A 22,903-nucleotide genomic window follows, 5' to 3' on the forward strand; every position below is an offset into this window, starting at 1 on the left:
AAATTGCGCACAATAAAAAACCCGCCTCGGCGGGTTTTTTATTATCACCGATTAGGGTGATTCATAATGTGGTCTTCCCAGTCGCGCACCTCGGACTCTTTCACCGCAATGTGGCGCACGGAAATACGTTCACCGTGCATCGCCGCTTTCGACCCCGTCAACAGCGGATGCCATGTCGGCAGATCCTTTCCTTCCGCCAGCAGGCGATACGCGCAGGTATGCGGCAGCCACTCAAAGGTCGGCAGATTTTCACGGGTTAACTTGATGCAGTCCGGCTCATATTCGAAACGGCGCTCATAGTTGCGGCACTGGCAGGTTTTGATGTTTAACTGCTTGCAGGCTACGTTGGTGAAATAGATCTCGTCCGAATCTTCATCCATTAGCTTATGCAGGCAGCACTGCCCGCAGCCGTCACACAACGATTCCCACTCCGCGTCGGTCATGTCGTCGAGAGTTTTGCTTTGCCAGAAAGGAATGTCGTTCATCGGGATGTCCACACGTCAAAATAGAGCGCACCTTATAACGAGTCTGGCACGTTGATGCAAGTTTTGCCGCCCTTTTCAGGCGGCAAGGTGCTTTTACAGCACGCGGGTTTTCAGCGACAGGCCGTTAAAACTGACGTCCAGTTCGTCGCTGCTAAGCAGCGGCCCCACACCTTCCGGAGTGCCGGTGAGGATCACGTCGCCAGGTTTCAGGGTGAAGAAGCGGCTCATGTAGGCAATCAGCGGAACGATCTTATGGATCATGTCAGCGGTTGTTCCCTGCTGGCGGATCTCGCCGTTGACCTTCAGGCTGAGCGGCGTGTTCTGCGGATCGTCGGTAAATTCACTCACCGGAACGAAACCGGAAATCGGGCATGAATTATCAAAACCCTTGGCTTTTTCCCACGGCTGCCCCGCTTTCTTCATTTTGCCCTGGACGTCACGCAGCGTCAGGTCGAGCGCGACACCGTAACCCGCAATCGCTTTCTCTACATGCTCTTCAGTTGCCTGGCGCAGCGTCGCGCCGATCAGCACCGCCAGCTCCACTTCATGATGCACCGAGCCCAGTCCCTGCGGCAGAACCAGCGGCTGGCGAATATCGCACAGTGCGGTTTCTGGCTTAATAAACAGAACCGGCTCTTCCGGCACGGCGCTGCCCATCTCCTGAATATGTTTTGCATAGTTGCTGCCCACGCAGACCACTTTGCTGACGGGATAATCCAGTAATGCACCTTGCCAGTTATGATGTTGATACATGGTCGACCCCTAATCGGTTGATGAGTTGTTCCCGGAAGGACCCGGGCTTATTTCTTTCCGCTCAGCTCAAGGTGCTGTTTTAATAAATTCTCCGGTGGCGGCGGAAGCTGTAAATAATAGCCCTGCTCGATTAACGCCTTTTTGACTTTCTCAAGATCGGCGTTCACCAGCTTCTTACAGCCGTCCAGCGGCAGCAGCATCGCCAGCTGCGGTCGGCCAAAGCTTTTCATTAATTCTTCAGGCACGCGGGAAAAATCGTCTTTCTTTTCGACATAAAGGTAGGTCTGGTCGCGGCTGGTACTTCTGTAGATCACACAAAACATGTTTTTACTCTGAATTAACGGGTGGTTGCTTGCCTCAATATACTCCTGACTATAACATGCCTGATACTCTTCGGAATATCGCGGCGATGTGTTGCGGTTAATAGCAAATTGAGTAAGGCCAGGATGTCAAATACGCCCATCGAGCTTAAAGGCAGTAGCTTCACCTTATCAGTGGTTCATTTGCATGATGCAAAACCCGAGGTTATTCGTCAGGCGTTAGAAGACAAAATCGCGCAGGCTCCCGCTTTTCTTAAGCATGCTCCTGTCGTCGTCAATGTAAGCGACCTTGAGGGGCCGGTTAACTGGAAGCGACTCCAGCAGGCCGTCGTCTCCACGGGGTTGCGCATCGTGGGTATTAGCGGCTGCAAAGACGCAGAGTTAAAAGCCGAAATTGAACGCGCGGGTTTGCCCTTGTTAAACGAGGGCAAAGAAAAAGCCCCGCGTGCAACGCCTGCAACCGTTCCCGCTCCCCCGCCTCCGGCGCAAAATGTAGCCCCAGTCACAAAAACGCGATTGATTGATCTGCCGGTTCGTTCCGGTCAGCGCATTTATGCGCCAAACTGTGATCTGATTGTTACAAGCCACGTCAGTGCGGGCGCAGAACTGATTGCAGATGGCAATATTCACGTTTACGGTATGATGCGTGGGCGTGCGCTTGCGGGCGCCAGCGGCGATCGAGAAGCACAAATTTTTTGTACTCACCTGACGGCAGAACTGGTGTCTATCGCAGGTGAATATTGGCTGAGCGATAAAATCCCAGCCGAATTTTATGGCAAAGCGGCCCGTCTGCAACTGGCAGATAACGCTTTGACCGTTCAACCGTTAAATTGATCCCTTTTAACAAGGAATTTCTATGGCACGCATTATTGTTGTGACTTCGGGTAAAGGAGGCGTTGGCAAGACCACCTCCAGCGCGGCCATCGCTACTGGTTTGGCCCAGAAGGGAAAGAAAACCGTCGTAATCGACTTCGATATCGGTCTGCGTAACCTGGACCTGATCATGGGTTGCGAGCGTCGCGTGGTGTATGACTTCGTGAACGTCATTCAGGGCGATGCCACCCTTAACCAGGCGCTGATTAAAGATAAGCGTACCGAGAACCTCTACATTCTTCCGGCGTCCCAGACCCGTGATAAAGACGCCCTGACCCGCGAAGGCGTGGAAAAGGTGCTCGACGATCTGAAAAAGATGGAGTTCGACTTCGTGGTCTGCGACTCCCCGGCCGGTATCGAAACCGGGGCTTTGATGGCGCTCTACTTCGCGGATGAAGCCATCATCACCACCAACCCGGAAGTCTCGTCAGTACGTGACTCCGACCGTATTCTCGGCATTCTGGCCTCGAAATCCCGTCGCGCGGAAAATGGCCAGGAGCCAATCAAAGAGCACCTGCTGCTGACCCGCTACAACCCGGGCCGGGTGAACAAAGGTGACATGCTGAGCATGGAAGACGTGCTGGAGATCCTGCGCATCAAACTGGTTGGCGTGATCCCGGAAGATCAGTCCGTGTTGCGCGCCTCTAACCAGGGCGAGCCCGTGATCCTGGATACACAGGCAGACGCAGGTAAAGCGTATGCGGATACCGTTGACCGTCTGCTGGGAGAAGAACGTCCTTTCCGCTTCATTGAAGAAGAGAAGAAAGGTTTCCTCAAACGCCTGTTCGGAGGATAAGTTATGGCATTACTGGACTTTTTTCTCTCGCGGAAAAAAAGCACCGCCAACATCGCAAAAGAACGTCTGCAAATCATTGTGGCGGAACGTCGTCGTAGTGACGCCGAACCGCACTACCTGCCGCAGCTGCGCAAAGACATTCTGGAAGTGATCTGCAAATACGTGCAGATTGACCCGGAAATGGTCACCGTTCAGCTGGAGCAAAAAGACGGGGATATTTCGATTCTGGAGCTGAACGTGACGCTTCCGGAAGCGGAAGAGTCGCGTTAATCCGTTTGTGGTTTTGTAGGCCGGGTAAGCATCGCGCCGCCCGGCAATTTCCCCGGTGGCGCTGCGCTTACCGGGGCTACAATTCTTTAGCGCGGATACCCTTCCAGCAGGGTATTCAGGCGTTCGGCCATCAGTTCCCCCCGCCATCCGGCGACCAGTTCCGGTAAACCATTTTGCGGTTTCAACTTCCAGTGCCAGTTCAGCAGCTGGTTAATCTGACGACGTGAAGCCAGCAGTTCGGCACTCAGTTTGCTTTCCCCCGCCACCGTCTGCACCAGCGCTTTGATGTCTTTGAACGCCTTGCGGTAGCCCGGCATATCCATCAGGTTAAGCAGCGGTTCTGGCAATGCGTCCTCCGGCAGCTGCTGAGCTTTCTCTACCAGCGCGAGCAGCGTTTTACCGTGGAAACGGATCTCACTTCCGGAAAGGCCAATGCTGTCCAGCTCACCAAGGCTACCCGGCATATAGCGCGCCACCGCCCACAGGTGTTCTTCACGCACCACGAAGTTAACCGCCAGATCGCGCTCACGCGCTTTACGCAGACGCCAGTCAGCCAGCAATTGCAGACAGGCCAGCTGGCGGGTGCGCAGCTGCCAGGCGTTGGTGATGTCACGCCAGGCTTCTTTCGGATCAACCACTTCCTGGCGACGCTGCTGCGTCATGCGGCACTCGTCCAGTGCGGCAGACAGCCAACCGGACGCCTCAGCCTCTTTCATGAGCTGGCCGGCAATTGGAAGAAGATAAAAGACGTCTGCCGCGGCGTATTCAAGCTGACGCGCCGTCAGCGGACGCGCGAGCCAGTCGGTACGCGATTCGCTCTTATCCAGCGTCAGACCGGTGTACTCTTCCACCATCGCCGCAAAACCCCAGGAGAGCGGACGACCGCTGAACGCCGCGAGGATCTGGGTATCAATCAGCGGCTGCGGCATGATGCCAAAGGTGTTGAGAAAGACTTCCAGATCTTCACTGCCCGCGTGCAGATATTTGGTCACGGCGGTATCCAGCAACAGCTCGCGCATTGGCGCCCAGTCGGTAATGCCGAGGGGGTCAATCAACGACACGTGTTTGCCGTCATACATCTGAATCAGACCCAGCTGCGGATAGTACGTTCGGGTGCGGACAAATTCCGTATCCAGGGCGATAGCGGGAAATTCACGCGTCACCTCGCACAGCGAAGCCAGCTCGTCGTTGGTAGTGATCATCTGGTAATTCAAATCGGACTCTCTTTTGTTTGCGCCCATAAAAAACGCCGGATTAACCGGCGTCTGGGCGATTAACGTGAAGCTCAGGCCTTATTGTCCACTTTGGCACGGGCTTCGTCACGTAATTCTCGTCGTAATATCTTCCCGACGTTGGATTTCGGCAGCTCATCCCGGAATTCCACCAGCTTCGGCACTTTATAGCCGGTCAGCTGACGGCGACAAAATGTTATCAGCGCATCCTCGGTCAGAGAAGGATCTTTCTTGACCACAAATATCTTCACCGCTTCACCGCTGCTGCCGGAAGGAACGCCCACCGCCGCCACTTCCAGCACGCCGCTGTGCTGCATCACCACGTCTTCGATTTCGTTCGGATAGACGTTGAACCCTGACACCAGGATCATATCTTTCTTGCGATCGACGATGCGCAGGAAGCCTTCGTCATCCATCACCGCGATGTCGCCCGTGTGCAGCCAGCCGTCTTTGATGATCTCATCCGTGGCATCCGGACGTTGCCAGTAGCCCAGCATCACCTGCGGCCCTCTGACGCACAGCTCCCCTGGCTCACCGTGAGGCACTTCGTTATCCTCATCATCCACCAGTTTTGCTTCCGTCGACGGGACCGGCAGACCGATACTGCCGCTGTGATAGTCGATATCATGCGGGTTAACGCTGACCAGCGGGGCGCACTCCGTCAGGCCATAGCCTTCCAGCAGATATTGCCCGGTGAGTTTCACCCAGCGCTCGGCAACCGCCTGCTGAACCGGCATCCCGCCACCCGCAGAGAGGTGCAGCGTGGAGAAATCGAGCTGCAGGAACTCTTTATTGTTAAGCAGCGCGTTAAACAGGGTGTTCACGCCGGTCATGGCGGTGAACGGGTATTTCGCCAGCTCTTTGACCAGCCCCGGAATGTCGCGCGGGTTGGTGATCAATACGTTTTGACCGCCAAGCTCAATAAACAGCAGGCAGTTCATGGTCAGCGCAAAAATGTGATACAGCGGAAGCGCGGTGATCACCAGCTCCTTGCCCGGGTGCAGCAGCGGCCCGTAGGTGGCATTAACCTGCTCAAGGTTCGCCAGCATATTTCGGTGGGTCAGCATCGCCCCTTTCGCCACGCCGGTGGTACCGCCCGTGTATTGCAGAAATGCCAGATCCTCAGACACGATCTCCGGCTTCACGTACTGCATCCGGTAGCCCGCATGCAGGGCGCGGCGGAAGGAGATGGCATCCGGCAGGTGGTATTTCGGCACCAGCCGCTTAACGTATTTAACGACAAAGTTGACCAGCGTACCTTTCGCGGTAGAGAGCTGGTCGCCCATGCGCGTCAGGATGACGTGCTTAACCTGAGTTTTTTCAACGACTTTTTCCAGCGTGTGGGCAAAGTTGGAGACAATCACAATCGCCGCCGCGCCGCTGTCATTCAACTGATGTTCCAGCTCGCGCGGGGTATAGAGCGGGTTAACGTTAACCACAATCATCCCTGCCCTGAGGATCCCGAACAGCGCCACCGGGTATTGCAGCAGGTTTGGCATCATCAGCGCGACGCGATCCCCTTTCTGCAAGCCCAACCCTTCCTGTAAATAGGCCGCAAACGCCCGGCTGCGCTCTTCCAGCTTACGGAAGGTCATCACTTCGCCCATATTCACAAATGCAGGCTGGTCAGCGTAGCGCCGTACCGAGTGTTCAAATAATTCAATCAGGGATTGATAACGGTCAGGATTGATCTCCGCAGGGACATCCGCGGGATAACGGTTAAGCCAAACCTTTTTCAATGCATCACCTCTGAAATGAGTGTTCGTCGTCATCACAGCCCCGATAATAAACAGTTTGTTAACATTATATTAACTCAGCGTACCAGTTTATTAATTGTTCAGATTGCAGGTTGCGAAGCGCGTCACTCTTTTTTTTCGTTTTATCCGTAGAAAAACAGAGACAGCGGCTGAGCCGCTGTCTCTTTCCTAACAATAACAGTAAGTTACTCAGTTACGATTGTTTGAACCTGTGCAGGGCCTGGATTGTACCAACCCCAGCCACCGTAGCCGTAACGATACGGATGCGGTCCCCACATCCACGGATCGATTGGCTGTGGCGGCATCACCACCTGCTGGGCGATACGCCAGCGTTTGTAGCCGTTCACCTGCATGGTCATAAATTTGTATGGCGTATTGCCGATTTTCCCCGCCACCGAACCGGTAATCGGCCCGACGACGGTCACCAGCTGCCCGCGGAAATCTACCGGATCGAGGAAGCCGCTGACGTCAGCGTAGATCCGCCCGCGCGAGGCTTCACCCAGAACAGGCCGCGCGCCGTCGTCCAGCGGGACAGTGGCAATCTCCAGTCGGGTTTTCCCCTGCTGGTTTAACACTTCAACCACCTTGCCGCCAAACCGCGCTTCCTGCCCGACATACAGCTCCGGGGCATTCATCACGCGTACCAGATCCTGCTGTGGCGTCGGGCTGGTGCCCTTGATCGCATCAGGAACGGTGACGCACCCGCTCAGTGCTATGGCAACCGCGCCTGCCATAAGAAAGCGTACAACTTTAGTCTGAACCGCCATGATGCGACTCCTTTTTCTCAGTTCCTGTTACTGAGATTCACTCGCGGCCAGGAAGTTTCTTCCACGCGACGGTGTTTCGTAAATAAACCGGTTCAGCATGTTCAACCGCCACGGTTTTTCCTGCGGCAAGCAGCTGACAGGCAATCGGCAGCATATCTTCTGCGGCGGGCAGGAGCATGTTACCGTCCACCAGCGTAAGGCCGGTGTCCTTCGCCATCTCAGGCCATGCCGGCCAGCCGGTTCCGACCGTCGCCCACTCACCGGAGAGCTGTTTCAGGCGCCCGGTGACGGCTTCAGGTTTAAGCACCGCTTCCGTCTCTTCGCCGTGCCAGACGCCGTTTTCGTCACGGGTGTACTCCGCCCAGTAGACTTCCCCCATGCGGGCATCAATCGCAGCCAGCACGCGGGTGGCGCCGGTCATGCGCCAGGCACCCTGAGCCATGGTCGCAAGCGTTGAGACGCCGATCATCGGCAGGTCAGCGCCCAGCGCCAGCCCCTGCGCAATGCCTATCCCGATACGTACGCCCGTAAAGCTGCCCGGACCACGGCCGTAGGCCAGCGCGTCGAGGTCAGTCAGGGCGGTGTTGCCCTCGGTTAAAATGGTTTTTACCAGGGGCAGAATACGTTGGGTGTGTTCCCGTGGGCACTCTTCGAAATGAGCAAAAGTCGTACCGTCGTTCCACAGGGCAACGGAACAGGCCTCTGTCGCGGTATCAATAGCCAGAATTCGCATCAGTCGTCGCGCTCTCGCAATGGTCAGTCACAAAATGGCGCGCATCTTAACACACTCCGGGAAGAATTACTCCGCCGTCGGGTTCGCCAGGAAGCGGACCGCGCGTTTAATATCCCGCGTGCGCGGCGCGGGCGGCAGGCTGGCGAGGAAGGTGGCGCCGTAGGGACGCATCACCAGGCGGTTGTCGCAGATCACCAGCACCCCGCGGTCGGTTACGTCGCGGATCAGTCGCCCTACCCCCTGTTTAAGCGTGATGACCGCGTCCGGCAGCTGGACGTCGTCGAACGGATCGCCCCCGCGCAGACGGCAATCCTCCATGCGCGCTTTCAGGAGCGGATCGTCCGGCGATGTGAACGGCAGCTTATCGATAATCACCAGCGAGAGCGTATCGCCGCGCACGTCCACCCCTTCCCAGAAGCTGCTGGTCGCCACCAGCAGGGCATTACCGGCGCTGACAAACTGCTGGAGCAGCTGGCCTTTGCTGGTTTCCCCCTGCAACAGCACCGGTAGCGTCATGGTGGCGCGGAACTGCTCGGCCAGATCGCGCATCATGGCGTGTGAGGTGCAGAGCATAAAGCAGCGCCCGTTGTTGGCCTCAATCATCGGCTTCAGCATGGCCGCCAGATGGCGCGCCGCGCCCGGCTGGTTAGGCAGCGGCAGATTGCGCGGCACGCACAGCAGCGCCTGTTTCTCATAGTCGAACGGGCTCGGCAGAAGCAGGGATTCCGCCTGCTCAATGCCGAGGCGCTCGGTAAAGTGGTGCAGATCGTCATTGACCGACAGCGTGGCCGAGGTAAAGACCCAGGTGCCGGGCTTTTGCGCCATCACCTCTTTGAATTTATCAGCAACGGTCAGCGGCGTGAGCGCCAGGGTGAAGTGGCGCGAGGTACATTCGTACCAGTAGCTATAGCCCGGCTGGTTGATCTCTTTCAGCCGCTTCAGCCGCCCACGGTAGAGCGTGGCGCGCTCGAAAGCGGCGTCCAGCAGCGCTGAACGTCCGAGGGACAGCTTCGCCACGTCGTAACAGAGTTCAAGGGCATCATCGAGCAGCAGCAGCGCGCGCTGGATATTTTTGTCTGCGAGCAGTTCGCGCAGGTTGCCGCGATAGCCCGGCTCGCCAAGCTGTAAGCGGAAATCCTGTGCGCATTGCGCCAGGCGGTCCGCGCACTTCTGCAACTGCTGGGTATCTTTGAGTTCGGTGCGATAGGCAATGGTAATATCTTTCGCCAGATCCTGAAGCTGACGGCTGGAGAGCGACTGACCAAAATACTGGCTGGCGATGTCCGGTAGCTGATGGGCTTCATCGAAGATCATCACCTCCGCCTCCGGGATCAGCTCGCCGAAACCACTGTCCTTGACCACCATATCCGCAAGAAACAGGTGATGGTTCACCACCACCACGTCGGCGTCCATCGCGGTTTTACGCGCTTTCACCACAAAACAGTCCTTATACAGCGGGCAGTCGCTGCCGAGGCAGTTGTCATTGGTGCTGGTCACCAGCGGCCAGGCCGGGGAGTCTTCCGGCACGCTCGCGCAGGTGCTGATGTCCCCCTCCTCCGTCTGGTTGGCCCAGGCGCGCAGGACGATCACATCGCTCAGGGTTTGTACCGGCAGGTCACCGCCCGCCAGCGCCTGCTGTTCAAGACGCTCCAGACACAGGTAGTTAGAACGCCCTTTCAGCAAGGCCAGACGCCCTTTGTATTTCAGCGCTTTCGCCACCGTGGGTAAATCGCGGCTGTAGAGCTGATCCTGGAGCGCTTTTGATCCCGTAGAGATGATCACCTTCTTTTTCGCCCGCAGCGCAGGAGCGAGGTAAGCATACGTTTTCCCCGTACCGGTGCCGGCCTCCACGACCAGCGGCTGCGCCTTGTCGATGGCGTGCGCGACGGCATGCGCCATCTGACGTTGGGGTTCGCGCGGTTTAAAGCCGGGAATAGCCTGTGCTAAGTGACCTTCTGGGGAAAAATCGTCTGCCACGGTGTTCTCTCACTGTATTTTTGCACAGGGATTATGTCAGCCCCTTCTCTCCGGTGCCACCCCAAATAGTGACGACGGCGGAACATTATGGCAGTCTTGCCGCCTGACGACGAAAGATAACGAGGATACGTTTATGACAATTACGCGCATTGATGCCGAAGCCCGCTGGTCTGATGTGGTGATCCACAACCAGACGCTGTACTACACCGGCGTCCCTGCCAATCTGGACGCTGACGCCTTCGAGCAGACCGCCAACACCCTGGCGCAGATCGACGCCGTACTGGAAAAACAGGGCAGCGATAAATCCCGCATTCTGGATGCGACGATTTTTCTGGCGAATAAAGACGATTTCGCGGCGATGAATAAAGCCTGGGATGCGTGGGTGGTGGCGGGTCACGCGCCTGTACGCTGCACCGTACAGGCCACGCTGATGAAACCGGAATATAAGGTTGAGATCAAGATTATCGCGGCAGTGTAAGCCGGTTATTCTTCATCTTCATCCTCAAAGCGCGCCACGATCCGCTCGCCGGTATGGGTGGCGCGAAGTTCTTCCGCGACCTGGGAAATTGCCTGTCCGCTGCTCATCCCCTGGGACATCAGCTCCTGAATACGTTCAACGGCTTTCTGCTGTTGGTCATGGCTGAGAGAAGGTAAACCTGCAAACATCGTTAACTCCTGCTAAATTATTCGCGCTAATTATTTCACGCTGCCCGGTAGTATGCCATACATGAACATGCGCTTCCCCACTGTTATGACCTTGCCCTGGCGTGCAGACGCCGCCGAGTTCTGGTTTGCCCGTCTGAGCCACCTTCCTTTTGCCATGCTGCTGCACTCCGGCCATGCGGATCACCCCTACAGCCGCTTTGATATTCTGGTGGCCGACCCGGTTAAAACGCTGACGACCGATGCGCTGTCGCCAACGGACGATCCGCTGATGCGGCTTCAGAACGAGATCCATGCTCTGGGCTTATCTGCCACACCGGATCCGGATCTGCCTTTCCAGGGGGGCGCGCTGGGCCTGTTTGGTTACGATCTGGGTCGCCGTTTCGAAACGCTGCCCGAGCATGCGCAGGCGGATATTTCCCTGCCGGATATGGCGGTGGGGCTGTATGACTGGGCGCTGATCGTGGATCACCGTAAGCAGACGGTTTCCCTGCTGAGCCACCGGGACGTGCAGGCGCGTCTGGCCTGGCTTGAGGCGCAACGGCCCGCCATCCCGGAACGCTTTATGCTGACCTCCGGCTGGCGCTCGAACATGAGCGCGGAGGAATACGCGGAAAAATTCTCCCGCGTGCAGGCGTATCTTCACAGCGGCGACTGTTATCAGGTCAACCTTGCCCAGCGTTTCCAGGCGGCATACGAGGGAGACGAATGGCAGGCGTTTACCCGCCTCAATGCCAGCAATAAGGCCCCGTTCAGCGCATTTTTACGCCTTGAACACGGCGCTATCCTCAGCCTTTCGCCTGAGCGTTTTATTCACCTGGCTGACGGTATGATTCAGACCCGTCCGATAAAGGGCACCCTGCCGCGCCTTGCCAACCCCGACGCCGACCGCCAGCAGGCGAAGACGCTGGCAGCTTCGCCGAAAGATCGCGCTGAAAACCTGATGATTGTCGATCTGATGCGCAATGATATTGGCCGCGTCGCCGAGCCGGGCAGCGTGCGCGTGCCGGAGCTGTTCGTCGTGGAGCCATTCCCGGCGGTGCATCATCTGGTCAGCACCATCACCGCACGTCTGCTGGCCTCGCGAACCGCCTGCGATCTGCTCCGCGCCGCGTTTCCGGGCGGCTCCATTACCGGCGCGCCGAAGGTCCGGGCGATGGAGATCATCGACGAACTGGAACCGCATCGCCGCAACGCCTGGTGCGGCAGCATCGGCTATGTGAGTCTGTGCGGCACCATGGATACCAGCATCACTATTCGCACCCTGACGGCCTGCGACGGTAACCTGTACTGTTCCGCAGGCGGTGGCATTGTGGCCGACAGCCAGGCGGAGGCGGAATATCAGGAAACCTTTGATAAAGTGAATCGTATCCTGAAACAACTGGAGAACTCACGGTGAAGAAAGACGACCTGACGCTGGATGATTTTCTGTCGCGCTTTCAGCTTCTGCGGCCCCAGGTTAACCGCGCCACGCTGAATCAACGTCAGGCGGCGGTGCTGATCCCGGTCGTGCGTCGTGAGCAGCCGGGTCTGTTGCTTACCCAGCGCTCACCGCATATGCGAAAACACGCCGGTCAGGTTGCGTTCCCGGGCGGCGCGGTGGACAGCACCGATGCATCCCTGATTGCCGCCGCACTGCGCGAAGCGCATGAGGAAGTGGCGATCCCCCCGGAGGCGGTCGAGGTGATCGGCGTGCTGCCGCCAGTGGACAGCGTAACCGGTTTTCAGGTCACGCCGGTCGTTGGCATTATTCCGCCCGATCTTCAGTATCACGCCAGCGTCGATGAAGTTTCAGCGGTATTCGAAATGCCGCTGGAAGAGGCACTTCGTCTGGGTCGCTATCACCCGCTGGATATTCACCGCCGCGGACACGATCATCGGGTCTGGCTGTCGTGGTATCAGCATTATTTTGTCTGGGGCATGACGGCAGGCATCATTCGTGAGCTGGCCCTGCAAATCGGCCTGAAGCCTTGACTATACTTTACATTCCACCCTTTTCTGGCAGGTTTGCGATCGGCGTCGCGCTATTAGCAGAACCATCGTTAACCATTAGTTTAATTCATGTGAATAGTTAAGCCGAGGTTGGTGTTCCCTCTTACACTATGCGCAGTTATAACATCGTTACTGGAACCCCAGTAACCCTGTCAGGAGTGTGAAAGTGATTAGTATATTCGACATGTTCAAAGTGGGGATTGGTCCATCTTCTTCCCACACTGTAGGGCCGATGAAGGCCGGTAAACAGTTCGTCGATGATCTGGTCGAAAAAGGATTACTGGAAAGCGTTACCCGTGTCGCCGTAGACGTTTACGGTTCACTGTCATTAACGGGTAAAGGCCACCACACCGATATCGCCATTATTATGGGTCTGGCGGGCAATATGCCGGACACAGTTGATATTGATGCCATTCCGGCATTTATCCGCGACGTGGAAACGCGCGGTCGTTTGCTGCTGGCTAACGGCCAGCACGAAGTGGACTTCCCGCAGGATGACGGGATGCGTTTTCGTAGCGACAACCTGCCGCTGCATGAAAACGGCATGACCATCCACGCCTGGAGTGGCGAAAAAGAGATCTACAGCAAAACTTACTACTCCATCGGCGGCGGCTTTATCGTTGACGAAGAACACTTTGGTAAAGAGAGCGCGGGCGACGTCAATGTGCCCTATCCGTTTAAATCGGCCACCGAGATGCTGGGCTACTGCAAAGAGACCGGTCTGTCCCTGTCAGGCATGGTGATGCAGAACGAACTGGCGCTGCACAGCAAGAAAGAGATCGAAGACTATTTTGCTAACGTGTGGCAAACCATGCGCGCCTGTATTGACCGCGGGATGAACACCGAGGGTGTTCTGCCTGGGCCACTGCGCGTACCGCGTCGTGCCTCTGCGCTGCGCCGCATGCTGGTCACTACCGACAAGTTCTCCAATGACCCAATGAACGTGGTCGACTGGGTGAACATGTTTGCCCTCGCGGTTAACGAAGAGAACGCAGCGGGTGGTCGCGTCGTGACGGCGCCAACCAACGGAGCGTGCGGTATCGTTCCGGCGGTGCTGGCCTATTACGATCACTTTATTGAGCCCGTGACGCCGGACATCTATATCCGCTATTTCCTCGCGGCAGGTGCTATCGGCGCGCTGTACAAAATGAATGCGTCCATCTCTGGTGCCGAAGTAGGCTGTCAGGGTGAAGTGGGCGTGGCCTGCTCTATGGCAGCAGCGGGTCTGGCGGAACTGCTGGGCGCCAGCCCTGAGCAGGTGTGCGTGGCGGCGGAAATCGGTATGGAGCACAACCTCGGTCTGACCTGTGACCCGGTTGCCGGCCAAGTGCAGGTGCCGTGCATTGAGCGTAACGCCATCGCCTCCGTCAAAGCGATCAACGCCTCACGTATGGCGATGCGCCGTACCAGCGAGCCACGCGTGTCGCTGGATAAGGTTATTGAAACTATGTACGAAACCGGCAAGGACATGAACGCGAAGTACCGTGAGACCTCGCGCGGCGGTCTGGCCATTAAGGTGCAGTGCGACTAAGCCTTCCTTTCGCCCATCTGCAACGGATGGGCGAATTTTCCCCTCTCGTCTCGTCGCTTCACGTATTCCCCACTACACTGTCACTGTTGCGTCTGGCTTTTCCGGCCGGTGCTTAACAGGCGACCGTTCATGCAAACTGCACAAACGATCATTAAAGACTATCGCCGAAAACGCGTTATCGTCTGTGTCACGGTTGCGCTCGTTACGCTCGTCCTGACGCTGGGTATTCGCTTTATTTCACAGCGCAACATAAATCAGGATCGGATCCACGACTTTACCCACCACACCGTGCGTGCGCTTGATAAGGTGCTTCTTTCGTTAGAGGCCCAGCGGGAAACGCTACTTTCACTGGTTGGCATACCCTGTTCCGAAGCAAATCTGATCCTGCGAAAACAGGCGGCGATCCTCCAGACCGTACGCTCCATCGCCCTCATTCAAGACGGAATACTGTATTGCTCAAGCGTCTTTGGCAGCCGTAATGTGCCCGTCAGTGAGTTTGTGCCGGAGCTGCCGGTCAGTGAATCCAGGCTGTTGCTGCTGACCGATCGGTGGCTGGTAAAAGGCAGCCCGGTACTGATTCAGTGGTCTCCCCTCGCGAGCGACGGCAACGACGGGGTGATGGAGGTGGTGAATATCGATCTCATCACTAAAATGATTCTCGAGCCGCAGCGGCCGCAGATCACCGACGTTGTCCTGAGAGTAGGAGATAACTTCCTCCGCGACGGGCAACAGGTGACGACTACGCCGACCTTCGATGAAAACGCCTCCCTGCTGGAACAATCGTCACAGCATTACCCTTTCAGCGTCACGGTGAGTGGCCCCGGGCCTGGCGAAATGGCGTTAAAAAATCTGCCCACCCAGCTGCCGCTGGCGTTAATGCTCAGCTTACTGATGGGCTATATCGCCTGGCTCGCCACCGCGCGGCGCATCAGTTTCACCTGGGAAATCAATATGGGAATTGCGGCCAGGGAGTTTGAGCTCTTCTGCCAGCCGCTGGTGAATGCCCGCACCCGGGAATGCGTCGGCGTCGAGATCCTCCTGCGCTGGAACAACCCGCGTCAGGGATGGATTTCGCCCGATGTCTTTATCCCTCTGGCCGAAGAACATAACCTGATTGTTCCGCTTACCCGCTACGTCATCAGCGAAACGGTGCGGCAGATAGGCTATTTCCCGGCCTCGCGCGATTTCCATATCGGCATTAACGTGGCCGCCAGCCATTTTCGCCGCGCTGCGCTGATCCAGGATCTCAACCGCATCTGGTTTAACGCCAGCCCTGTTCAACAGTTGATCGTGGAGTTAACCGAACGCGATGCGTTGCTGGATGTGGATTACCGCATCGTGCGGGAGCTGCACCGCAAAGGGGTGAAACTTGCGATTGATGACTTTGGTACCGGCAACAGCTCACTTTCATGGCTAGAAAAACTGCATCCGGATGTGCTGAAAATTGATAAATCCTTCACCACCGCGATCGGCACCGACGCCGTGAACTCAACGGTAACGGATATTATTATTGCGCTGGGTCAGCGGCTGAATATTGAACTGGTTGCGGAAGGGGTGGAAACCGAGGAGCAGTCACGCTACCTGCGCCGTCACAGCGTACATATTTTGCAGGGGTACTTGTATGCGCGGCCAATGCCGCTGCGCGAGTTTCCGAAATGGCTGGCGGAAAGTCACTCTCCGCCAGCCCGCCACAACGGACACATCGTGCCCTTACTGCCGTTACGCTAGATAGCGTTACTCTTCTTCGTCGTGTGCAGAGTGCTCTTTAACAATACGCACCATATCAACGCGATAGTCGTTGGCTTCGACGATAGTAATTTGCAGCGGCGGCAGCTCCAGCACATCACCAATACGCGGGATCTGCCCGTTAACGGCAATCACCAGCCCCGCGACGGTGGCAATGTCTTCATCATCATTGACCACGTTTTCGACGCCCAGCGTGTGCGAGAGCGCGTGCAGGTCGGTGGTGCCTTTCACCAGCCAGCCGTCACCGTCGGCAACGATTTCCGGGGTTTCATCCGCATCAGGGAATTCACCGGCAATGGCTTCCAGCACGTCCAGCGGCGTCACCAGGCCCTGTACCACACCAAATTCATTGGTGACGATAACAAAGCTCCCGCGGGCACGACGCAATACGCCCAGCAGGTTGATCGGATCCAGCGTCTCCGGTACTACGATGGCGGGCGACGCGGCCGCTACGGCCTCGACGTTAACGCCCTCTTCCAGCGCCACCAGCATCTCTTTCGCGCGTACGACACCGATGATCTCATCCAGCTCACCCCGGCAGACCGGGAACAGGCTGTGTGGCGAGGAGAGCAGCTGCTGACGAATTTCGTCGACGCTCAGGTTGGCGTCCACCCAGCTGATCTCACCGCGCGGCGTCATAATGCCGCGCAGGGAGCGGGAAGCCAGCGAAAGCACGCCGTTGATCATGTAGCGTTCTTCTTCCACAAACGCGCCTTCCGGCACCGGAACCGGGTTACGGTTCTCGTTATCAGCCTGCACGTTGACCTGACGACGTCCGCCCATCAGTCGCAGAATCGCATCTGCGGTACGGGCTCGCAGCGGCTGATTCGACTGCTGCTTAATAAAGTTACGGCGCGCAATCTGGTTAAACAGCTCGATCAAAATCGAGAAGCCAATCGCGGCGTACAGGTAGCCTTTCGGAATATGGAAGCCAAACCCTTCTGCCACCAGGCTCAGACCAATCATCAGCAGGAAGCTCAGACACAGCACAACGACCGTCGGATGCTGGTTGACGAAACGCGTCAGCGGTTTTGACGCCAGCAGCATTACCGCCATCGCAATCACCACCGCCGCCATCATCACCGGCAGATGGTTCACCATGCCGACCGCCGTAATCACCGCATCCAGTGAGAAGACCGCATCAAGCACCACAATCTGGAGAACAACCACCCAGAAGCTGGCGTAACCCTTACCGTGACCATCATCGTGCTGCCGGTTCTCCAGCCGTTCATGCAGCTCTGTTGTGGCTTTGAACAGCAGGAACAGTCCCCCCACCAGCATGATTAAATCGCGGCCGGAGAAGGTGAAATCCATGACGGTGAACAGCGGCTTCGTCAGGGTAACCATCCACGAGATCACAGACAGCAAGCCCAGACGCATGATCAGCGCCAGCGAGAGGCCGATCAGACGGGCTTTATCACGCTGTTTCGGCGGCAGCTTATCCGCGAGGATGGCGATAAACACCAGGTTATCAATACCGAGAACGATCTCCAGCACGACCAGCGTAAGCAAGCCTACCCAGATTGACGGGTCCATTAAGAATTCCATGACACGCTCCTGCTAAAGGAATGACAAAACGGTGCCCCGCTAATTTCGGGCATTTCAAAGGGAATGAGAGTCGATGCGTGGCGAAGATCGCCGATGAATAAGGCGCGGAATGGCCTGGAAGATGACTGACGTCGGTGACGGTCCATATAGTGGGCTGTAGCCCTATACTCCTGAATAATTAAACGGACGCTAAACATATCAGAGACAATTGGTTTTTAGCAAAGATTTACGTTCCTTTGCAAACTTCTGTAACACACGCGGATTAACTTAAAGAAAAATCTGTAAGGCGTAGCTAAATTACGGATCTTCATCACATAAATTATTTTTTCACTATCTAAAATAATTCGCGGAAGTCTTAGTTTTTTGAACTCTAACCCTTATCTGAATCGATTCGGTTCGCCAATACGATTCTCAGTACGCCTGCCTGGCAGACGTATACATGATAATAAAAGGAGGTAGCAAGTGACCATTGCTATTGTCATAGGCACACATGGTTGGGCTGCGGAGCAGTTACTCAAAACGGCAGAAATGCTGTTGGGCGAGCAGGAAAACGTCGGCTGGATCGATTTCGTTCCCGGTGAAAATGCCGAGACGCTGATTGAAAAATACACTGCTCAGCTTGAGAAGCTGGATACCAGCAAAGGCGTGCTGTTTCTCGTGGATACATGGGGCGGCAGCCCGTTCAACGCTGCCAGCCGCATTGTCGTCGATAAAGAGCATTATGAAGTCGTCGCCGGGGTGAATATCCCGATGTTGGTGGAAACCTTCATGGCGCGTGACGACAACCCAGGTTTTGATGAACTGGTGGCACTGGCGGTGGAAACCGGTCGCGAAGGCGTGAAGGCGCTGAAAGCGCAGCCGGTTGAAAAACCGGCCCCTGCCCCTGCTGCACCAAGGGCGGCAGCACCGGCGAAGCCAATGGGTCCGAACGATTACATGGTTATCGGCCTTGCGCGTATTGATGACCGTCTGATCCACGGCCAGGTGGCAACACGCTGGACCAAAGAGACCAACGTACAACGCATCATCGTGGTCAGTGACGAAGTGGCCGCCGACACTGTCCGTAAAACCCTTCTTACCCAGGTTGCACCGCCGGGCGTCACCGCGCACGTCGTGGATGTCGCCAAAATGATCCGCGTTTACAACAACCCGAAATATGCGGGTGAGCGCGTGATGCTTCTCTTCACCAACCCGACAGACGTCGAACGCATTGTTGAAGGCGGCGTGAAAATCACCTCCGTTAACATTGGCGGTATGGCATTCCGTCAGGGCAAAACGCAGGTCAACAACGCGATTTCAGTGGATGCGAAAGATATCGAGGCCTTCAACAAACTGAATGCACGCGGTATCGAACTGGAAGCCCGTAAGGTTTCCACGGACCAGAAACTGAAAATGATGGATTTGATCGGCAAAGTGGGGAAATAAGCCCGGGCCGGTTTTTCATATAGAGCTTATGTAATAGGAGAAGTGCAATGGAGATTACTACTCTTCAGATTGTGCTGGTGTTCATCGTCGCATGTATTGCGGGTATGGAGTCCGTACTTGATGAATTTCAGTTCCACCGCCCTCTGGTGGCCTGTACGTTGATTGGCGCCGTTCTCGGTGACATGAAAACCGGTATCATCATCGGTGGTACTTTGGAAATGATCGCCCTCGGCTGGATGAACATCGGTGCGGCAGTTGCGCCAGATGCCGCGCTGGCGTCCATTATTTCAACCGTTCTGGTTATCGCTGGTCATCAGAGTATTGGTGCCGGTATCGCGCTGGCCATCCCGCTGGCCGCAGCGGGTCAGGTGCTGACCATTATCGTCCGTACTATTACCGTTGCCTTCCAGCACGCGGCGGATAAGGCGGCCGAAAACGGCAACCTCACCGCGCTCTCCTGGATCCACGTTTCTTCCCTGTTCCTGCAAGCGATGCGTATCGCAATCCCTGCGGTTATCGTGGCGATTTCTGTCGGTACCAGCGAAGTTCAGGGCATGCTGAATGCGATCCCTGAAGTGGTTACCAGCGGTCTGAATATCGCCGGGGGTATGATCGTGGTGGTCGGTTATGCGATGGTCATCAACATGATGCGCGCGGGCTACCTGATGCCATTCTTCTACCTCGGCTTCGTTACCGCTGCGTTCACCAACTTCAACCTGGTTGCGCTGGGTGTGATTGGTGCGGTGATGGCGATTCTTTATATCCAGCTCAGCCCGAAATACAACCGTGTCGCGGGTGCCCCTGCGCAGGCTGCTGGTAACAACGATCTCGATAACGAACTGGACTAACAGGTGAGCGAAATGGTTGATATGACAAAAACTACCACTGAGAAAAAACTCACTCCGGGTGATATTCGTGGCGTGTTCATCCGTTCTAACCTGTTTCAGGGTTCATGGAACTTCGAACGTATGCAGGCGCTCGGCTTCTGCTTCTCCATGGTGCCGGCCATCAAACGCCTGTATCCGGAAAACAACGAAGCACGCCGTCAGGCAATTAAGCGTCACCTGGAATTCTTCAACACCCATCCTTATGTTGCGGCGCCTGTTCTGGGCGTGACGCTGGCAATGGAAGAGCAGCGTGCGAACGGGGCTGAAATCGACGATGGTGCCATCAACGGTATCAAAGTTGGTCTGATGGGGCCGCTGGCAGGCGTGGGCGACCCGATCTTCTGGGGTACCGTGCGTCCGGTCTTTGCGGCGCTGGGCGCCGGGATCGCCATGAGCGGCAGCCTGCTCGGTCCTCTGCTGTTCTTCATCCTGTTCAACGCGGTGCGTCTGCTGACCCGTTACTACGGCGTGGCGTACGGTTATCGTAAAGGGGTGGATATCGTTAAGGATATGGGCGGCGGCTTCCTGCAAAAACTGACTGAGGGGGCGTCAATCCTCGGCCTGTTTGTAATGGGGGCGCTGGTTAACAAGTGGACGCACGTGAACATCCCGCTGGTGGTATCGACGATCACTGGTCAGGATGGTCAGACGCGCGTTACCACCGTGCAGACGATTCTGGACCAGCTGATGCCGGGCCTGGTACCGCTGCTGTTAACCTTCGCCTGTATGTGGCTGCTGCGTAAGAAAGTGAACCCGCTGTGGATCATCGTTGGCTTCTTCGTCATCGGTATCGCGGGCTACGCCGTCGGCCTGCTGGGTCTGTAATAAAATGCGTTACCGACCGGGGGCTTGCCCCCGGTCTTTTTATCTGGAGGATGAATGACTGTCACGGACACAGTACTGGTTTTATTTATTGTTGCCCTTCTGGCTTACGCGATCTATGACGAGTTCATTATGCCTCGCCGCCACGGCGAGACGCTGCTGACCCTTCCCCTCTTACGCCGTGGACGCATTGATGCGTTTATCTTCGCCGGTCTGGTAGTCATCCTGATTTACAATAATGTGACCAGCCACGGCGCAATATTAACCACATGGTTATTATGTGCGCTGGCATTAATGGCGATTTACCTGTTCTGGATCCGCTCGCCAAAACTCATTTTTAAAAAACACGGATTCTTCTTCGCCAATGTCTGGATAGAATATAACCGTATTAAAGAGATGAATTTATCCGAAGACGGGGTTCTGGTGATGCAATTAGAACAACGCCGCCTGCTCATCCGGGTCAAAAATATTGATGACCTGGAAAAGATCTACAAATTACTCGTTAAAACTCAATGAGTTAATATTATAGCATCGGCTATATATTGCATTATTCTTAAACCAGCAATATAGCCGGTGCTATATCTCCTCTGTTAATTGCCTTATATTTGTTAACGATATTTTCACGCATAAATCTAAATGGAAATCGTTATCAATATAGTGGCTATATAAAGCCATCTTCGTTGTTGTTTTATATTCTCAAAATATGTTAAGGTTGCGCCCGTCGTTGGGGAGTAGCCGATTTCCTGCCTGCGGGAAATGTACGTGTCAACATACTCGTTGAAAAACGTGGCGCGTACGGATCGTTTTCAGCACACTTACTGTGCCAAAAGCAATCAGGCGAGACCATAGATACATCAACTGCTGTTTACTGGGGGCAGTGATGTGTCATATGGATATCCCCGGTCTGGACGCTCTTATGAATATCTCCGCTACGATCCTTCTGGCTTTTGGCATGTCCATGGACGCATTTGCCGCCTCTATTGGTAAAGGTGCCACCCTCCATAAACCTAAATTTTCCGACGCCCTGCGTACCGGTCTCATCTTTGGCGCTATCGAAACGCTGACGCCGCTTATCGGCTGGGGTCTGGGGATGCTCGCCAGCCAGTTCGTGCTGGAGTGGAATCACTGGATTGCTTTCGTGCTGCTGGTGTTCCTCGGAGGACGCATGGTGATTGAAGGCTTTCGTGGTAACGGCGATGAAGATGATGCGCCGCTGCAACGCCACGGCTTCTGGCTTCTGGTGACAACCGCCATCGCAACCAGCCTGGATGCAATGGCCGTGGGTGTCGGTCTGGCGTTTTTGCAGGTCAATATTATCGCCACCGCGCTGGCGATTGGCTGCGCCACGCTGATCATGTCAACGCTGGGGATGATGGTGGGTCGGTTCATTGGCCCGCTGTTAGGCAAACGAGCCGAAATTCTGGGCGGTATCGTGTTGATCGGGATTGGTGCCCAAATCCTTTGGGCACACTTCGCGGGTTAACCTTCGCGCTGCCAGCAATGAATGCTGAAATCCGTCTGGCAGCGAAATTCTGTCTGCGCTGCCAGCGTTTCCCACACCTCTGGTTTTGCCCGCCATGCAAACGGCGTCATTTGCAGTAACGCCACCGCTTCACTTCCCTGCAACGTCATTTCATACGCTACCGACTGCGCCTGCTTTAACGCAAAGCCCGCCAGCTGTTCAGAGTGCGGCGCATGCAGGTGAACTTCATCATAGATCAGCCCTTTTAGCTCCAGCAGATGACGCGGCCCTGGCGTGACGGTAATAACCCAGCCGCCGGGCTTAACGACGCGCGCCAGCTCCTCTGCCTTGCACGGCGCATAGATACGCACCACGGCGTCCATACTCGCTTCCTCAAACGGCAGGCGGTGGCTGGAGGCCACGCAGAACGTTACCGCTGAATAGCGTTTTGCTGCCGCACGGATAGCCACTTTCGACACGTCCAGCCCGTAAGTTTCGGCACCCTTCTCAGCCGCCACGTCAGCAAACGTGGCGGTGTAGTAACCTTCGCCGCAGCCGATATCCAGCATGGCGGATGCGCCTTCTGTCAGATATTGACGGAGTAAGGCGACAACGGCATCCCTGAGCGGTTGATAGTGCCCGGCATCGAGAAACGCCCGGCGCGCCTGCATCATCTCCGCGCTGTCACCCGGGTCCCGGGAGCGCTTGTGTTGTACCGGCAGAAGATTTACATAGCCCTCTTTCGCCCGGTCAAACTGATGTCCCTGTGGACAGATAAACGTTTTCTCCGCGCGCGTCAGCGGCGCGTGGCAAAGGGGACAACTGAAAGACATGACAGCTCCAGGGCGTAAACCAAAAGGCGAA

General features: G+C 56.1%; 24 protein-coding genes and 1 riboswitch. Of the genes, 13 read left to right on the forward strand and 11 right to left on the reverse strand.

The genetic code is table 11. The features are described 5' to 3' along the window. Positions 1-44 precede the first annotated feature (44 nt). From SK50_RS15190 to SK50_RS15200, 3 genes are all read right to left on the reverse strand, one after another. A complete protein-coding gene (locus tag SK50_RS15190) occupies positions 45-485 on the reverse strand; it encodes a YcgN family cysteine cluster protein (protein WP_015570314.1) in 441 nt (146 codons plus the stop codon). A gap of 93 nt (positions 486-578) precedes the next feature. Further along, positions 579-1,238, reverse strand: a complete 660-nt coding sequence (locus SK50_RS15195) for a fumarylacetoacetate hydrolase family protein (RefSeq protein WP_017693267.1) — start codon at positions 1,236-1,238, stop codon at positions 579-581. A 47-nt stretch (positions 1,239-1,285) separates the two neighbouring features. After that, positions 1,286-1,561: a YcgL domain-containing protein gene (locus tag SK50_RS15200; protein ID WP_017693266.1), complete on the reverse strand. Its 276-nt coding sequence runs from the start codon at positions 1,559-1,561 to the stop codon at positions 1,286-1,288. Between the two features lie 123 nt (positions 1,562-1,684). On the opposite strand from SK50_RS15200, the gene minC reads away from it, so the two are divergent. Genes minC through minE form a run of 3 tightly spaced genes read left to right on the forward strand, consistent with a single transcriptional unit; the run spans position 1,685 to position 3,497 of the window. After that, a complete protein-coding gene (minC, locus tag SK50_RS15205; RefSeq protein WP_015570311.1) occupies positions 1,685-2,392 on the forward strand; it encodes a septum site-determining protein MinC in 708 nt (235 codons plus the stop codon). Between the two features lie 22 nt (positions 2,393-2,414). Next, positions 2,415-3,227 (forward strand): septum site-determining protein MinD, encoded by an 813-nt coding sequence (gene minD / locus SK50_RS15210; RefSeq protein WP_003859938.1) that lies wholly within the window; start codon positions 2,415-2,417, stop codon positions 3,225-3,227. A gap of 3 nt (positions 3,228-3,230) precedes the next feature. Further along, positions 3,231-3,497: a cell division topological specificity factor MinE gene (gene minE / locus SK50_RS15215; protein ID WP_003859937.1), complete on the forward strand. Its 267-nt coding sequence runs from the start codon at positions 3,231-3,233 to the stop codon at positions 3,495-3,497. An 86-nt stretch (positions 3,498-3,583) separates the two neighbouring features. On the opposite strand, the gene rnd is transcribed toward minE, so the two are convergent. The 5 genes from rnd to SK50_RS15240 form a co-directional block, all read right to left on the reverse strand. Beyond that, positions 3,584-4,699 carry a ribonuclease D gene (gene rnd / locus SK50_RS15220; RefSeq protein WP_122959317.1) on the reverse strand — a complete coding sequence of 372 codons (1,116 nt, stop codon included), beginning with the start codon at positions 4,697-4,699 and terminating at the stop codon, positions 3,584-3,586. Positions 4,700-4,782: 83 nt separating this feature from the next. After that, positions 4,783-6,468 (reverse strand): long-chain-fatty-acid--CoA ligase FadD, encoded by a 1,686-nt coding sequence (gene fadD, locus SK50_RS15225; RefSeq protein WP_075553104.1) that lies wholly within the window; start codon positions 6,466-6,468, stop codon positions 4,783-4,785. A 203-nt stretch (positions 6,469-6,671) separates the two neighbouring features. Continuing rightward, entirely contained in the window at positions 6,672-7,253 is a 582-nt protein-coding gene (locus SK50_RS15230) for a Slp family lipoprotein (RefSeq protein ID WP_015570309.1), read from the reverse strand. Between the two features lie 37 nt (positions 7,254-7,290). Beyond that, positions 7,291-7,986, reverse strand: coding sequence for a tRNA (adenosine(37)-N6)-threonylcarbamoyltransferase complex dimerization subunit type 1 TsaB (gene tsaB / locus SK50_RS15235; RefSeq protein ID WP_015570308.1), 696 nt, complete (start codon positions 7,984-7,986; stop codon positions 7,291-7,293). Between the two features lie 66 nt (positions 7,987-8,052). After that, positions 8,053-9,963: an ATP-dependent DNA helicase gene (locus SK50_RS15240; RefSeq protein ID WP_045345049.1), complete on the reverse strand. Its 1,911-nt coding sequence runs from the start codon at positions 9,961-9,963 to the stop codon at positions 8,053-8,055. A gap of 133 nt (positions 9,964-10,096) precedes the next feature. Here SK50_RS15240 and SK50_RS15245 point away from each other — a divergent pair, with 133 nt between their 5' ends. Next, positions 10,097-10,441, forward strand: coding sequence for a RidA family protein (locus SK50_RS15245; RefSeq protein ID WP_003859927.1), 345 nt, complete (start codon positions 10,097-10,099; stop codon positions 10,439-10,441). A 5-nt stretch (positions 10,442-10,446) separates the two neighbouring features. Here the strand turns inward: SK50_RS15245 and SK50_RS15250 are convergent, their stop codons facing one another. Beyond that, entirely contained in the window at positions 10,447-10,629 is a 183-nt protein-coding gene (locus SK50_RS15250; protein WP_003859925.1) for a YoaH family protein, read from the reverse strand. 61 nt (positions 10,630-10,690) lie between these two features. Between SK50_RS15250 and pabB the strand changes: the two genes are divergently transcribed. The 4 genes from pabB to SK50_RS15270 all read left to right on the forward strand — a co-directional run bounded on the left by pabB (position 10,691) and on the right by SK50_RS15270 (position 15,877). Further along, positions 10,691-12,025, forward strand: coding sequence for an aminodeoxychorismate synthase component 1 (gene pabB / locus SK50_RS15255; protein ID WP_047642499.1), 1,335 nt, complete (start codon positions 10,691-10,693; stop codon positions 12,023-12,025). After that, on the forward strand, positions 12,022-12,600 hold the full coding sequence (locus SK50_RS15260; protein WP_045345047.1) for a CoA pyrophosphatase: 579 nt from the start codon (positions 12,022-12,024) through the stop codon (positions 12,598-12,600). The genes pabB and SK50_RS15260 overlap by 4 nt, the downstream gene beginning before the upstream one ends. 184 nt (positions 12,601-12,784) lie before the next feature. Continuing rightward, entirely contained in the window at positions 12,785-14,149 is a 1,365-nt protein-coding gene (sdaA, locus tag SK50_RS15265; RefSeq protein WP_003859920.1) for an L-serine ammonia-lyase, read from the forward strand. Positions 14,150-14,278: 129 nt separating this feature from the next. Next, the gene (locus SK50_RS15270) at positions 14,279-15,877 is read left to right on the forward strand and encodes an EAL domain-containing protein (RefSeq protein WP_015570305.1); all 1,599 of its coding nucleotides are present in this window, start codon (positions 14,279-14,281) and stop codon (positions 15,875-15,877) included. A 6-nt stretch (positions 15,878-15,883) separates the two neighbouring features. Here SK50_RS15270 and yoaE read toward each other — a convergent pair whose 3' ends face one another. Beyond that, entirely contained in the window at positions 15,884-17,443 is a 1,560-nt protein-coding gene (yoaE, locus tag SK50_RS15275) for a CNNM family cation transport protein YoaE (protein ID WP_006810992.1), read from the reverse strand. Between the two features lie 462 nt (positions 17,444-17,905). Between yoaE and manX the strand changes: the two genes are divergently transcribed. From manX to mntP, 5 genes are all read left to right on the forward strand, one after another. Further along, the gene (gene manX, locus SK50_RS15280; protein ID WP_017384327.1) at positions 17,906-18,868 is read left to right on the forward strand and encodes a PTS mannose transporter subunit IIAB; all 963 of its coding nucleotides are present in this window, start codon (positions 17,906-17,908) and stop codon (positions 18,866-18,868) included. Positions 18,869-18,915: 47 nt separating this feature from the next. Continuing rightward, positions 18,916-19,716 carry a PTS mannose transporter subunit IIC gene (gene manY / locus SK50_RS15285; protein WP_003859914.1) on the forward strand — a complete coding sequence of 267 codons (801 nt, stop codon included), beginning with the start codon at positions 18,916-18,918 and terminating at the stop codon, positions 19,714-19,716. Positions 19,717-19,728: 12 nt separating this feature from the next. Continuing rightward, positions 19,729-20,580, forward strand: a complete 852-nt coding sequence (locus SK50_RS15290; RefSeq protein ID WP_006810994.1) for a PTS mannose transporter subunit IID — start codon at positions 19,729-19,731, stop codon at positions 20,578-20,580. A gap of 54 nt (positions 20,581-20,634) precedes the next feature. Further along, entirely contained in the window at positions 20,635-21,093 is a 459-nt protein-coding gene (locus tag SK50_RS15295; RefSeq protein ID WP_015570303.1) for a DUF986 family protein, read from the forward strand. A 198-nt stretch (positions 21,094-21,291) separates the two neighbouring features. Continuing rightward, a riboswitch (yybP-ykoY riboswitch) is annotated at positions 21,292-21,492 on the forward strand. 1 nt (position 21,493) lies between these two features. After that, a complete protein-coding gene (gene mntP / locus SK50_RS15300; protein ID WP_023296797.1) occupies positions 21,494-22,060 on the forward strand; it encodes a manganese efflux pump MntP in 567 nt (188 codons plus the stop codon). On the opposite strand, the gene rlmA is transcribed toward mntP, so the two are convergent. Further along, positions 22,057-22,872, reverse strand: a complete 816-nt coding sequence (rlmA, locus tag SK50_RS15305) for a 23S rRNA (guanine(745)-N(1))-methyltransferase (protein WP_017384329.1) — start codon at positions 22,870-22,872, stop codon at positions 22,057-22,059. The two genes, mntP and rlmA, sit on opposite strands and share 4 nt — an antisense overlap. Positions 22,873-22,903 lie beyond the last annotated feature (31 nt).

It is taken from the genome of Enterobacter sp. BWH64 (genome assembly GCF_001037645.1).
Classification (GTDB): Bacteria; Pseudomonadota; Gammaproteobacteria; order Enterobacterales; family Enterobacteriaceae; genus Enterobacter; species Enterobacter hormaechei_C.